Genomic DNA, 14,905 nt, shown 5'->3' on the forward strand with positions numbered 1-14,905 from the left:
AAAAATAATTCGATATCAACATTCTCACCTCTTTAAAAAGTTTTTGTAACACAAATTAGCAGAAAGTAGTATTTCTACTTCTGAACTTTTCATAGGTGGTAAGAAAAAATACCCTTGTCCATAATCACATTGTAACGCCTTCAATTGCGCTAATTGTTCTACAGTTTCTATCCCTTCTGCCGTTACAGACATATTTAAATTATGAGCTAATGTCACAATCGCTCTCACAATTTCTAAATTTTCTCCTCGACTGCCTATATTAGTAACAAAAGAGCGGTCAATCTTCAGGGTTTTGATTGGTAGGCGGTGTAGATAACTCAAGGATGAATAACCAGTCCCAAAATCATCCATGTGCATCTCAACATTTAGCTCTGTTAACTGAGAAAGCACGGTGGTAGCTAATTCAAAATTATCCATCAACAAAGTTTCAGTAATCTCCAACTTCAAACTACATGGCTCCAGTCCAGTTTCCTGCAAAATATGTTTAACTTGTTTAAACACATCAGGTTGCGTGATTTGTTTACCAGAAAAATTTACGCTAATTGTCAGGGGTATTGAGCAAGGAAATTGTTGATGCCATCTGTGCATTTGCTGACAGGCTTCAGAAAGCACCCATTCTCCGATACTAACAATCATTCCCGTTTCTTCAGCCAAGGGAATAAAATCTTGAGGAGAAATGAGTCCTCTTTCTGGATGATACCAACGTAAGAGAGCCTCAAATCCAATAATTTTGCCAGTTATTAGTGAAATAATTGGCTGGTAATCAAGGCGAAATTCTTCTTGCTTGAGCAGCGCATTTCGCAAAGCAGTTTCTAATTCCAATAGCAAAGATGCACCCTCATACATCTTTTGGTCAAAAACCTCATAGCGTGCCTTACCAAGTGATTTGGCACGGTACATCGCTACATCGGCATCGCGGAGAATGTGCGCTGCTTGTTCATAATCTGGTTTACTTAAAGCGATGCCAATACTAGCATTAGTAAACACTCTATGCTCATTTAATTGAAATGGCATAGCTAGCACCTTTTTAATTCGCTCGGCTACCTGTATGGCGATATTGATATCCTCGATTTCCTCAATTAAGATTGTGAACTCGTCTCCACCAAAACGAGCAACTATATCTCCGGTTCGCAGAACTGACTTTAGCCGATGGGAAATAGCAATCAAAAGTTGATTTCCTAGTAGATGTCCCAGGCTATCATTAACAACTTTAAAACGGTCTATGTCTAAGAATAGTACGGCAAATAAATAATTATTTTGCTGTTTGGTACATTCTATTGCTTGCTGCACCCGCTCCATAAATAATTGTTGGTTAGGTAATCCGGTTAGCCCATCATGAAGACTATTGTGCAGTAATTGTTCTTGTGCTTGTTGACGCTTGATAATATCTTGCTCAAGTTGTTGATTCACTCTAATAAGTTCAATAGTGCGTTCTAGAACCAGTTTTTCAAGCTGATAACGATATTGAACTAATTCTTCCTCTACTAACTTCCGCTTAGTGATGTCACGGACAATAACAACATACTCTCGGAGTTGGGAATTAAATGGCTGAGAAATAGTCGATTCAACAATTATTAGACATTGGTTGATTTTTAAAGTTTGCTCACTCCTAATAGACCATTTGTCTGGTTTACCACGATAGTAGATTAAAAGTTGATTCAACTTTTTTCCCAGTAACTCCTGAACAGTTGTTTGAAATAAATGTTCAGCAGCAGCATTTGTCTGACAAATTGTCCCATTTTCATCTAACACTAAAACAGTATCAGGAACAGTATCGAGAGTAGTAATAAATAAGTTTTTTGCTTGTTTGCGCGCCTCATCAATAGCAACAATTTGTGGTAGAGTTGTCCAGCAAGCGATCGCAACCCCAATCAAAGAGAGCGTCACTAACAGAATTGCGAGCAAAGAGTTTTGAGGATTATCAGAAACTCTGCCTAATAAATCGCGGATAACCCAACTGCTTGTGGCAGTAATACAAATTAATGATACGAGGACAATCACCTGGAGGATCAGAAAGTCTGAATTGTTTATATTAGACCGAGTATAGTAACGCTGTGTCCACCATTCCAATTGGAATGGTGCAAATCTTAAGCGACGTAGCCCTACATCTCCTATCATCAGAACAATGGGTAATAATAATCCCACTGAAAAATCTCTCCAATTCCAAGCTAAACCTCCTACTATTAGAACTACCGCTTCTAAAAAGAAAAAACCAAGCGACCACCAAGGCCATAACACATGGGGTTTCCCCCGACACAACCATAATCCCAGATGTAATCCCATGATGGACATCAGATAACAGGTTCCTGCGACTGTGACAAGTTGAGATATATTTCCCAAATTTAGACACAGCAAACTGATGAGAAAGGTAACGAAGATAGCTGGCCCAAGGACACCTTGAGGTGAAACTAATGCAAATATAGGAGCGATCTGTCTGTCCAAGGCAAGTTGGTATAATATCCGAGGAGAGTTGGAAACTGCGGTGGCAGAACTTAGAAGGCAAGATACAGTAATCAAAAGTGTTACTAGAAAAGAGGCATATTCACCCCAAAAAGGCTTAGAAGCTGCTACCAGATTTAGGAACACATCGTCACCTATTGCTGGATTTGGAGTTGAACACATTAATACCCAAGAACCACCTAGAAAGACTGGAGGAATTAGCCAAGCAGCTACAGTCAAGAACTTTAAAGTTTTATAGGGATGGTGGCTATCAGCAACAAAAGAAGAAGTGGTTTCACAAGCATAAATTGAATAGCTAGCCAGAAAAAACCACTTTGCCCATTCTTGAAAGCTGAGGCTATTTGTGTTAGTTGGAATAAATTTCAACCCATCAGTTGAGAAGGCTAACCATAAAACCCCTTGAATAGAAAATAAAAGCAGTAATAAAATTGCTGGGAATACAAAAAATAAATGCAGGAGCGCTAAAGCACGAGTGCCACTGAACGCTAAAATAAAAGGAATGACTGTAAATAAAACTTTTAATAAAGTTTCTGGACAAGAAATACCTGATGTTTCAAAATTGACTTTAATTAGGTCTGTGAGAATCATTGCATACAGTGCCGGTGCTGCTGCCCAGCTAAAAAAGTATCCTAATGCTACGTAAGCACCTAAGCGAGGAAAGTTCTTTAATAGCCTTGTCGTATAATTTGGCGTTCCTCCAGCGATATCTGGCCAATGTTTGCCTAGACTTTGCACTTGCAAGTTCAGTAAAAAGGAAATGATTGTGCCAACAAACCAAACTAAGATCGCTTTAGGCCCTAACGCTGTATGAATAATGGGAGCAGTACCAATCCATCCCACATGACCTGTTAAGCCAAACCCCCAGGTTTCGAGATAACTCAGAGTTCGTGGTAGGCGTATTACCAAGTCCTGATTTTTCTCTGCCTGTATAGAATTTTTAGTAAGCATTGTTTCTTAGTAAGATTTACTGGCCTTTTCACTCAATAGCCCAATCTTGTTGTATATAGCTTCCGTATAACTGCTGAACTTATAGAAAAGAGAAATTACTTTTAGTAATCCTATCTGATTTATGAAAATTTGCGCTATGTAGATACCCGACTTTTTTAAAAAGTCGGGTATCTAAGCTTTCAGATGATTTTAGAGTAGGTATTTATAGCTTTTGCAACAGCTCCTGAGTTAACTGAATGAATGCTTTTGAACCAGCTGATTGGGGAGCATTTAAAACAGCTGGCATAAAACTATCAACAGCTTTAGCAACGTTGACATCAACTGGTACTTGTACCTTACAAATTTTTTCTACCCCGAAATCTTCCACAACACGGTGCATAACTTGTTTATAGTATCTGCCAGTGAGAAGGTTAGCGCTGGACATACTAAATACAATTCCCAGCATTTTTATATCTATTTTAGTTTCATGCCCGTGACTGTCTTTTAATTGGGCAATGCGTCTTTCTAGCAGTTGAATACCCACTACAGATAAGGGTTCTGGTTTTGCCGGCAGGATGTAAAAATCGCTGGCGGCTAAAGCGCTACGAGTCAATAAATTATAGCCGGGGGCACAATCAAGAAGGATAAAATCATATTCTTGACGGACTGGTTTTAAAATGTTATTTATCAAGACCCGCTCAAAACGATTCCAAATTGTTTCAAAGTCTTGTTCGCCTAATGCAGTTGCTTGTTGATGTAGCATTTCGGAAACAACAAATTCATCATATAAGTCGATGTCTCCTGGCAATAAATCTAGTCCGGGAAGATTACAAACTTGGGATTGAATAATATCTTGAATTGTCAGTTTTGCCTGTGGGTCTGGATTGATCACTTCATCGATCAAATACCTAAATGTCTTGCTTTGTTTACGTCGCTTGGCAAAATCTAAAGGCGACATCAAACTGAGTGTGGCGCTAATTTGGCTGTCTAAATCAAGGACAAGCACGCGCTTGCCATGATTTTTAGCTAAACAGGTAGCTAAGTTGACGGTGAGGGTGGTTTTACCAACGCCACCTTTCATGTTTGCAGTAGCAATTACATATCCCATTGGTTGAGTCCTCTGTTGACGCATTCACATCTAGGTAGCGTACACCTCTCGCGATTTATTAAATCTTCCATTAAATTTAATATTTTCGGAAACTTATCGTTCGCATAGCGTGCCGGAGGCATACCGCCAAGAAAAGAAATAGAGAATTTCATAAATCATTGAGGACTGCTATAATTGCCGTCGGATTGTTTTTTGATGAAATGGGCCAGTTAAATTACTGCCACTTTGCTTGAAAGCTAGATAACATTAGATTCGGCGTGTTTACTGTTCGGGAGTGCCAAAATGTCTAAACAGCTGGGTCAAAAAATCGCACCTACACCTATATCCAATGATATCAGTGTAGTGGATCTGATCGATCAATACTTCACTGCTTATAACTCAGCACGGTTGCGGGAAATCTGTCAACTTCTGAGTCGTGATGTGCTAACAGAAGGTGTCACGGTGGGAGTTAGCCTTTCCGGTGCGATGACACCAGCAGGATTTGGGGTTTCAGCGCTTGCACCCTTAATTCGCAATGGCTTTATTGACTGGATGATTAGTACTGGTGCAAATCTTTACCACGATATGCACTACGGTTTGGGTTTTGAACTTTTTGCTGGTAATCCATTTTTGGATGATGTGAAGCTGCGCCAAGAAGGGACTATTCGCATTTATGACATTATCTTTGGTTACGATGTGCTGCTAGAAACTGATGCGTTTATCCGCAAGATTTTACAAGGGGAAGCTTTTCAGAAGCGGATGGGAACTGCTGAGTTTCACCATTTACTGGGTAAGTATGTTCGCGAGGTAGAAAAGCAACTGGGTGTGCAGCATTCCTGCTTGCTGGCTACTGCTTATGAGTATGGTGTGCCTATATATACGTCTTCTCCAGGAGATAGCTCTATTGGGATGAATGTGGCGGCTTTGGCTTTGGAAGGTTCGCAGTTAGTGATCGATCCATCAATTGATGTGAATGAAACAGCTGCGATCGCATATAATGCTCGTGAGTCAGGAGGCAAAAGTGCGGCTGTAATTCTTGGTGGCGGTAGTCCTAAGAACTTTTTGCTTCAAACTCAACCGCAGCTTCACGAAGTATTAGGATTAGAAGAACGAGGACACGATTACTTTGTGCAGTTTACCGATGCGCGCCCAGATACAGGCGGTTTATCTGGAGCAACCCCATCGGAAGCCGTCAGTTGGGGTAAAATTGACCCGGAAGAGTTGCCTAACACAATTGTTTGTTATACCGATAGCACGATCGCTTTACCATTGGTAACAGCATACGTCTTGAATAAGTGCCAGCCTCGTCCCCTGAAGCGTGTATATGACAAGCGAGAAGCCATTTTAGATAAACTGCAAAAAGACTATCTAGCAGCTAAAAACCAACCATCAGATCAGATTCCCGCAGCAGTGGCTGATAGTGCTTCAAAACAAACAGCGACTTATCCCTGTGGTCGGTTGATTCCCAATGCTCATTAGGTAGGGAGTGGGGAGTGAGGGGAGATTGGGGAGCAGGGGGAGCAGGGGAAGCAGGGGAAGCAGGGGGAGTAGGGGGAGAAAGAATAAATAACTAATGCCCAATGCCCAATTCCCAATTCCCAATTCCCTTTATCCCTTCCGTCCAATCAAAAAATAAGTTGTCATTTCCCCTTTGCCTTGAATTTTGATTTCTCCTCGCTTTTCAAATAAAAATTCATCACATAAATACTGATAAGTATCTTCTGTAACCTGGATTTTACCAACAATACTTTGAGATTCCATGTAGCTAGCGATATTTACCGTGTCTCCCCAGAGATCGTAAGTAAATTTATTGAGATCAATTACTCCCGCCACTACAGAACCGCTATGGATGCCGATACGGATGTTGAAGTTTTGGTTATTTTCAGTATTAAATAGAGCGATCGCAGTTTGCATCTGGAGTGCCATAATAGCGATCGCTTGAGCATGATCTGGACGACGTGTAGGTAAGCCACCAACTACTATATAAGCATCGCCAATGGTCTTGATTCTCTCTAAAGCACATTGTTCCGTGAGGCGATCGAAAGTTGAGAAAATCGAGTTAAGTAAGTTTACCACTTGAACTGCACTTATCGAAGCAGCAATTTCGGTAAAGCCGATGATATCTGCACATAAAACTGTGACATCAGCAAAGTCTTCGGCAATATTAGCTGGTTCTTCTTTCAGTTCCTTGGAGATTACAGTTGGCAAAATATTCAGTAATAAACGTTCGGTTTCTTCTTGCTGATGACGTAGCGCTTCTTCTGCTGCTATGCGCTGGGTGACATTGCGAAATATGCCACGAGTTGCAACTGGATGACCTTCGACAAATTTACAATTAATATTACCTTCTAGAAATATTTTTTGACCATCTTTAGTAACAAATGCCGCTTTTACTTGATCGAATTTTTCTCCTGACAATACACGATAAAATCTTTGCCAACATTCTTGTTTAAAGTCTGGATGTATAATATCGAAAACAGTCATATTCGCAATTTCAGCTTCGCTATATCCTAAAGTTTCTTGCCATGCACGGTTAACATACAGAAAACGACCAGATGCATTGACAGATTGAATCAGATCGTTAGCATTTTCAAATAAATCTCGATATCGTTCTTCACTTTCGACAAGAGCATTTTCTGCTTGTTTGCGTTTGATAAACTGGGCGATTTGACTACCAATGGAACCCATCATTTGCAATAGGTCTTTATCTTTTGGTTGTACGTCTCGGCTAAAGAAAACCATCACCCCTAAGATTTCACTATCGTCTAAGATGGGGAAGCCAAAAGCTGCATGCAAGCCAGCCTCAGCCGCAGGTTGCGATCGCCTTTTGTCTCCATCTTCTGTGATATCTTGAATCCACAAGGGCAAACGTCTAATCCAAGTTCTACCAGGTAAGCCAACACTTGGTGTATAGGTGGTTTGCCAAGTAATTGCTTTAAACTCTCGCACCGAAATTAATCGACTTGACCAAATTTCCACACACCTTAGTACTGCATTGAGGCTGTGTCTATTTACCGAAGTGCCAATATATTGATTGGCTGTCCAAAGTTCGCCTAAATCCCATCCCAAGTTTTGACAAATCGACTGCAAAATTTGCGGAATTGCTTGCTTTACACTCTGGGATTCTGATAATATTCGAGTGATACTATACTGGGCATTTGTAAGCTGTTCTCGGTGCTGTCGAGCAGTAATATCCCGACCAATATAGACAATATCTTCTAATCCTTTGGTTTTTTTCGGAATTACTGAACAAGAAAAAGAAATCAACCGCTTCTCTCTAGTTTTAGTTCGACAAACTACTTCTATATTCTGGAAGCTTTTTTTAAAATAAGAATGTTGATAAATAGCTTCTATTAATATTTGGTCGTCGTCTATTATCATTGATATTGGTCGATCAATTAATTCTTCTTCAGTAAAACCAAGTAATTTTTGAGCAGCATTATTGACTCTTTTGATTTTTCCTAAATTACTGGTTACTAATAAAGCATCTGGCATTAAAGTAATCACTTGTTCCATGTATTTTTTAGATAAAATCAAAGCATCATATTAGAGATTATTTTCATAAACTTGTTGTACTGTTTTTGCTTGATAACAAGTTGAGCGCTAACATATTCAATCAAAATGATTTATTTATTTTTAAACTTATTCTCATGCTGTTTGATTTACCACTACTGATGGATAATTATCTCAGGTATTGGTTCAAATTTTTGCTCAATATACAAGTCTGTAGGCTCATAATTTGTAGAACTTGTTAATACTCAGCTTTTTACTGATATTAATATTAATTGGTCAAATATAAAATTTTTATGCTTTAACTCGGTGTAGTTGAGCAAAAATGACTACAATCCTTCTTTTGGAGGATTGACAATTGAATAAAAGCCTGAATGTTATCATCAGCTTATACTCAATAAAATGGTTTGTAAGCGATCGCTATTTTAACAAAACTTTTCTGCGTTAACCTAACCCCCAATCCCTTCTCTGCAAGGGAATGAGAGTAAGATGTATATGAAAAGCACCACATTGGCTAAGGTATAAAATATTGCCTTGCCTTGCTTGTTCAAAAAGTAAACTTTGATCGGATGTAAAATCGCACTGCGATCGCCTAAAATTTAATGTTGATAAAGTCGTATTTATAAACTTAGTCAAAACCCAATGAATCACCAGCGTGCGAATACTCTCAAAGCTGCATTTCAAGTTTGTAATGTTGAACCGCTAGAGGGTGAAGAGATGGAGCGCTACTATGTTGATTTATCAGCAGTTCGCAAAACTTCAGCAATTGAAGAAGTTAGTCAAATTTTAGACTTTCAAGAACCCACAGATTTCCGCACAATTTTGTTTACCGGACATCGCGGCTGTGGCAAAAGTACGGAGTTAAAACGCATTCAGAAGCAATGGGAAAAACAATACCACGTAATTTATTTGGAAGTTAACGAAGAAACCGATATTAATGATGCTCGTTATACAGACTTATATTTAATTGTCATCAAACAAGTAGAATTTGAGTTGCGTAAGTTAGGTTTAAAATTTGATGCTCAACTTTTGGAAAACTTTGAATCTTGGTTTAAAGATATTACGAAAGAAACCGAGGAAACTGTGGAAAAATCTGTCAGTATTCAGGGAGAAGCGACTCTCAAACCAGAGGCTCCATTTATTGCGAAATTGATGGTCAAATTACTGGCACAAATTAAAGGATCTGATAAACAAAAAACTACCATTCGCCAAACTTTAGAAAAAGACTTATCACGTCTGAAGGCAGATATTAACCTTTTATTGGGAGATGCTTACGTTAAACTCCGAAAAAAATTCCCTCAATATAAGGGTTTATTGATTATTTTTGACAACATGGATCGTGTACCACCGACGATTGCAGAACATTTATTTTTTGATTATGCGCCTCAATTACAAGAACTAGATTGCACGATAATTTATACAGTGCCAATTTCTGTACTTTGTTCGCCTAAAAACCCACTCAATCAGTTTGATGGGAATCCTCATATTGTGCCAATGGTGAATATTTATGAATTGGAACGCGATCGCTGCGATTTAAACTACAATCAAACGGGACTAGAAGCAGTTGCTAGCCTCATTGAAAAGCGGGTAGATATTGATGCTATATTTGAATCTGGCCAGGAATTGCTAGATTTAGCAAAAGCCAGTGGAGGACATGTCCGCCAATTAATGCAGATGATACAGACTGCTTGCTTAACTGCTAGCACTCGCAAACATCCTAAAATTATTGCCGAAGATATTATCTATGCTGTGAAACAACAGCAATTTAATTTTGAAAGGTTTATTCCTGAAGAACATTATGCGTTTTTAGCCCAAGTTTGTATAACCAAAAATGTCAGCAAAGATGATATCGGTCAGTTAATGCTGTTTAACACTTCAGTTTTGGAATACAACGGCAATAAACGGTGGAATTACCCCAATCCAGTGGTGAAGCAAAATGAATTCTTCCAGAAAGCCATCAAATCCGCACTCGCCGCGCAACCTTAGTTTAGAAATAGGGGCATTTATCGCGCTTAATCAAGATATATTTGCTCAATTAATCACCTTTGTAGACTTTGCAGAAAAATTTACGATTGGTTTTGTAGAAATTAATTTTTACCCAGATGCAGAAATATTAGTTGAGGCGTTAAAGACAAATCCTGAGTGTCGGGATATTCAGTTTGTTAGTCTGAATTTTTCTGATGAAAATTTGCGATTTCTCAGGGATGAAATTGTCAAGATATTACCAACGATTGAAATAGAACCTAACAAAAAATTAGTCTTGATTGTACAAGGGTTAGAAAAGTCTATTGGCGTTCATGGAGACTATCCGCCAGTTTTACAAGACCTCAACTTTGTTAGAGATGCTTATAAAAGAACTGTTCCTTATCCGATTCTGTTTATTTTACCAGATTATGCCCTGACTCGGTTAGCCAAATTTGCTCCTGATTTTTGGGCTTGGCAATCGGGGATGTTTCGGTTTCAAACACCTCAAATTACTAAAGATCATGCGATTAATGAAGCTCAAAATACTGAGAGAATTATAGACAGATTAGAACCTCCAGAAAAACAAGAGCGGATCGATTTATTACACCGCCTGTTAATGGAATATAAACCTACTGGACATCAGGCGGTAGGAGAAAACCTTCGCAACTGTAGTAATATTTTGCATCAGTTAGGAGTTGCTTATCTGAGTAAGAAAGAACCTATCAAAGCTAGAGAATATTTAGAAGAAGCGGAAAAAATAGCTCATGAGTTTACAGATTCTACTTTCTATGCTGAAGTCCTCAACACATTAGGAGATTCTTATCGGCTGCAAAGGCAATTTGATACAGCGATCGTTTATTATCAAAAATCTTTAAGTATTTCACAGCAACTTCAGAATCCTCACGGCGAAATTGCTACTTTGTTTAAACTAGGGAATATTTATCTAGACTTGAGACAATTTACACAGGCGACAACTTTCTATCAACAGCGTCTAGAAATTGAACAACAAATAGGCGATCGCTATGAACAAGCTGGCACATACCACCAGTTGGGAAGAGTTGCCCAAGATTTGCGTGAATTTGAGGAGGCGCGGCGCAATTACCAACAAGCTTTGGCGATCAAAATCGAATTTGGCGATCGCTATTCTCAAGCTGCGACATACCACCAGTTGGGAAGAGTTGCCCAAGATTTGCGTGAATTTGAGGAGGCGCGGCGCAATTACCAACAAGCTTTGGCTATCTATATCGAATTTGGCGATCGCTATGAACAAGCTGGCACATACCACGAGTTGGGAAGAGTTGCCCAAGATTTGCGTGAATTTGAGGAGGCGCGGCGCAATTACCAACAAGCTTTGGCGATCAAAATCGAATTTGGCGATCGCTATTCTCAAGCTGCGACATACCACCAGTTGGGAATGGTTGCCCAAGATTTGCGTGAATTTGAGGAGGCGCGGCGCAATTACCAACAAGCTTTGGCGATCAAAATCGAATTTGGCGATCGCTATTCTCAAGCTGGCACATACCACCAGTTGGGAACAGTTGCCCAAGATTTGCGTGAATTTGAAGAGGCGCGGCGCAATTACCAACAAGCTTTGGCTATCTATATCGAATTTGGCGATCGCTATTCTCAAGCTGCGACATACCACGAGTTGGGAAGAGTTGCCCAAAATTTGCGTGAATTTGAGGAGGCGCGGCGCAATTACCAACAAGCTTTGGCTATCGATATCGAATTTGGCGATCGCTATTCTTCTGCTAGCACATACCACCAGTTGGGAAGAGTTGCCCAAGATTTGCGTGAATTTGAGGAGGCGCGGCGCAATTACCAACAAGCTTTGGCGATCAAAATCGAATTTGGCGATCGCTATTCTCAAGCTGGCACATACCACCAGTTGGGAAGAGTTGCCCAAGATTTGCGTGAATTTGAGGAGGCGCGACGCAATTACCAACAAGCTTTGGCTATCGATATCGAATTTGGCGATCGCTATTCCCAAGCCAGCACCTACCACTGTTTAGGAGCGCTTGCAGAAGCAGAAGAAAACTACGCAGAGGCGAGGGTTCATTTGCAGACAGCGTTCGAGATATATGTTGAATATAAGGATGAATATTGGGGAGCGATCGCACGGGAGGCGTTAGAGAGATTACCAGAGTGATGGGGTGATGTCAAATAGTTATATTTATATGCTCATAAGATAAGATTGCCGTATCGGTCAAGTAGTTGCCAAGGTAACAATTTATGACTCAAGCCATACCAAAAATAGTAACCTTTGAAGATTTTACAGCGTGGCGGCCCGAAGGCGGAAGATACGAATTACATGATGGCGTGATTGTTGAAATGGCACAACCAGTCGGAGATCATGAGGATATTGTTGGGTTTTTAGCTGAAAAAATTACTGTTGAGTATGTTCGCAATGGTCTACCTTATTCAATTCCAAAAACAGCATTAGTCCAATCTGCTAGTAGCCAGTCTTGCTATTCTCCAGACTTGCTATTACTCAACCGCCCTGCTTTAAAATTAGAACCACTTTGGCAGAAATATTCCACGGTTAAATTTGCCGATTCGATCCCTTTAGTGATTGAAGTTGTTAGTACTAACTGGCGGGATGATTATCATAAAAAGCTAGGTGAATATGAACAGATAGGGATAAAAGAATATTGGATTGTTGATTATTTGGCTATCGGTGGTAAAAAGTTTATCGGTAATCCTAAACAACCCACTATCTCTGTTTACCAATTAGTTGACGGTGAATACCAAGTTACTCAATTTAGAGGCGATGAACGCATCGTCTCGCCTACTTTCCCAGAGTTAGATTTAACAGCCGAACAGATTTTTCAAGCTGGTGCATACCCTGCATAGTTATTTAAATAAACGCGATCGCACTTACCGACAATGCAAATTACCCAAAGTCTCCACACAGCAATTCTCGTAACTGACTTAGAACGCTCTGAACAATTTTATGGCAAAGTATTGGGACTATCTAAAATAGATCGTTCCCTAAAATACGCTGGTGCATGGTATCAAGTCGGCAACTATCAAATTCACCTGATAGTTGCACCTACTGTCCCCACCGAAAACCCTAACGAAAAATGGGGACGCAACCCCCATGTCGCTTTCTCAGTTGCTAACTTGGACGCTGCCAAACAAGAGTTACTCAATCACAATTATCCCATTCAACCCAGCGCTTCTGGTCGCCCTGCCTTATTCACTCAAGATCCTGATGGAAATATTATTGAGTTGAGTCAGCAGTGAGAGGATTAGAGGATGTCTGAAAAGTTTTTTTGTATACACCTAACACTTGGAGATCCCCCTAAATCCCCCTTCAAAAGGGGGACTTTAAGACTCTTATTCCCCCCTTTTTAAGGGGGGTTAGGGGGGATCAACAAATATTTGATACTTTTCAGACATCCTCTTAGGGACAAAGAGAATAACTATGCCCAATGCCTAATGCCCAATGAAAATAATTGCCTACTCTTACACCAATCCACTATTAGAATCTGCTCCCGATCAAGCTGATTGGGGATGGGAAGTGGATCGGGTTTATGAAGATTTGGGTAAGCCAGAGTCCTTTGGACACGCTACGCGAACGCAATTACAACAATTATTTACCGATTGCGAAACTGAACCGGCAGATTATCTTTTGATTCGGCGATTGGAAGAATTAGGGGATACTGTAGAGGAAATTAGCGATCGCTTGCATCAACTCGAAGCGATGGGAGTAGCGATAATTGCCACTGAACAACCCTACACTTCGGAAAATTACCCTCTCGGTGCTGACTTGCTAAATTTGCTCAATGCAATCCAGCGTCAACAACGCAGTCGTCGCATCCGTCAAGGACACGCCCGTAATCGGCTTGAAGTTGCACCGCCACCCGGTAAAGTTCCCTACGGTTATCGCAGAGGTAAGGGACAATATACTATCGATCGCAGTACTTCACCAGTAGTCAAAGATTTTTTTGAACACTTTTTACTCTATGGTTCCCTACGCGGTTCAGTTCGTTATTTGGCGAAAAAATACAGTAAAAAAATCTCTGTAACCACAGGAAGACGCTGGTTGACTAATCCAGTTTATCGTGGCAATACAGCTTACCAAAATGGTGAAATTATTTCCAATACCCACATTCCGATAATTTCTAAGGAAGAAGCAGCCCAAATTGACCGACTTTTACGCCGCAACAGCCGTTTACCATCCCGAACTGCTAGTGCTAGGCGTTCTTTAGCTGGGTTGGTTGTCTGTGCTGAGTGTCAGTCACATCTGACAGTTACCCGTGTCACCCAACGCAACCAAGATAAGGAGTATCTTTATTTACGTTCTACTAGCTGTCCTCAACGCCCCAAGTGTAAGGCTATTCCCTACCAAGAGGTGTTGGAACATACAATTGAAACCGTTTGCCGTGATTTACCCTTAGCTGTAGCGGGGATGAATTTTCCGCAATTGGATGCAGTCAAGAATAGTTTAGGACAAGCGATCGCTCGTCAGCAAGAAATACTTGCTCAGTTACCCGCTTTAATTGAAACTGGAATTTTAGATGTTGAAACAGCAAAGCTAAGGGCTTACAAACTCCGCACAGAAATTTCTGCACTCGAAGCAAAGTTGGCGACTCTTCCTCCAGTTAACTTGCGTTCTGTTGCTCAAGCTGTTTCCATACCACAATTTTGGTTAGATTTGTCGGAAACAGAGCGACGATTTTACTTTCGAGAATTTATCAGAAAAATTGAGATTAGTGTTGAGGATAAAGAATTAAAACTCCAAGTTATTTTTATTTTTTAAATTAAAGGGACGTTTATAAATCATAAATCATATATAAATCACCAGACGCGATAAATCGCCGTCTCTACGAAGGACTGATTCTTGTAAAGACGGCGATTTATCGCGTCTCTTTTATCGCGTCTCTTGCCTTAACCATTGAAGGTGGGTTTTGTCTGTATAGCCGCGTTGCCCAAGCCGCGCACCGGAGGCAT

At 40.2% G+C, this 14,905-nt stretch carries 9 protein-coding genes; 6 read left to right on the forward strand and 3 right to left on the reverse strand.

Annotated elements, in window-relative coordinates; translation table 11 throughout:
• Positions 1 to 24: 24 nt before the first annotated feature.
• Together GTQ43_RS20800 and GTQ43_RS20805 are read right to left on the reverse strand one after the other, a co-directional pair.
• Positions 25 to 3,408, reverse strand: a complete 3,384-nt coding sequence (locus GTQ43_RS20800; protein ID WP_265274649.1) for an amino acid permease — start codon at positions 3,406 to 3,408, stop codon at positions 25 to 27.
• A 202-nt stretch (positions 3,409 to 3,610) separates the two neighbouring features.
• On the reverse strand, positions 3,611 to 4,495 hold the full coding sequence (locus tag GTQ43_RS20805) for a ParA family protein (RefSeq protein WP_265274650.1): 885 nt from the start codon (positions 4,493 to 4,495) through the stop codon (positions 3,611 to 3,613).
• Positions 4,496 to 4,777: 282 nt separating this feature from the next.
• Between GTQ43_RS20805 and GTQ43_RS20810 the strand changes: the two genes are divergently transcribed.
• A complete protein-coding gene (locus GTQ43_RS20810) occupies positions 4,778 to 5,953 on the forward strand; it encodes a homospermidine biosynthesis protein (RefSeq protein ID WP_265274651.1) in 1,176 nt (391 codons plus the stop codon).
• Positions 5,954 to 6,082: 129 nt separating this feature from the next.
• Here the strand turns inward: GTQ43_RS20810 and GTQ43_RS20815 are convergent, their stop codons facing one another.
• Positions 6,083 to 7,990 (reverse strand): adenylate/guanylate cyclase domain-containing protein, encoded by a 1,908-nt coding sequence (locus GTQ43_RS20815; protein ID WP_265274652.1) that lies wholly within the window; start codon positions 7,988 to 7,990, stop codon positions 6,083 to 6,085.
• Positions 7,991 to 8,626: 636 nt separating this feature from the next.
• Between GTQ43_RS20815 and GTQ43_RS20820 the strand changes: the two genes are divergently transcribed.
• The 5 genes from GTQ43_RS20820 to GTQ43_RS20840 all read left to right on the forward strand — a co-directional run bounded on the left by GTQ43_RS20820 (position 8,627) and on the right by GTQ43_RS20840 (position 14,714).
• The gene (locus GTQ43_RS20820; RefSeq protein WP_265274653.1) at positions 8,627 to 9,970 is read left to right on the forward strand and encodes a P-loop NTPase fold protein; all 1,344 of its coding nucleotides are present in this window, start codon (positions 8,627 to 8,629) and stop codon (positions 9,968 to 9,970) included.
• Positions 9,921 to 12,098, forward strand: coding sequence for a tetratricopeptide repeat protein (locus GTQ43_RS20825; RefSeq protein ID WP_265274654.1), 2,178 nt, complete (start codon positions 9,921 to 9,923; stop codon positions 12,096 to 12,098). The genes GTQ43_RS20820 and GTQ43_RS20825 overlap by 50 nt, the downstream gene beginning before the upstream one ends.
• Before the next feature lie 83 nt (positions 12,099 to 12,181).
• Complete coding sequence (locus GTQ43_RS20830) at positions 12,182 to 12,802, forward strand: Uma2 family endonuclease (RefSeq protein ID WP_265274655.1); 621 nt, start codon at positions 12,182 to 12,184, stop codon at positions 12,800 to 12,802.
• A 33-nt stretch (positions 12,803 to 12,835) separates the two neighbouring features.
• On the forward strand, positions 12,836 to 13,195 hold the full coding sequence (locus tag GTQ43_RS20835) for a VOC family protein (protein WP_265274656.1): 360 nt from the start codon (positions 12,836 to 12,838) through the stop codon (positions 13,193 to 13,195).
• A 202-nt stretch (positions 13,196 to 13,397) separates the two neighbouring features.
• Complete coding sequence (locus GTQ43_RS20840) at positions 13,398 to 14,714, forward strand: recombinase family protein (protein ID WP_265274657.1); 1,317 nt, start codon at positions 13,398 to 13,400, stop codon at positions 14,712 to 14,714.
• Positions 14,715 to 14,905 lie beyond the last annotated feature (191 nt).

Origin of the sequence: Nostoc sp. KVJ3 (assembly GCF_026127265.1) — a bacterium.
Classification (GTDB): Bacteria; Cyanobacteriota; Cyanobacteriia; order Cyanobacteriales; family Nostocaceae; genus Nostoc.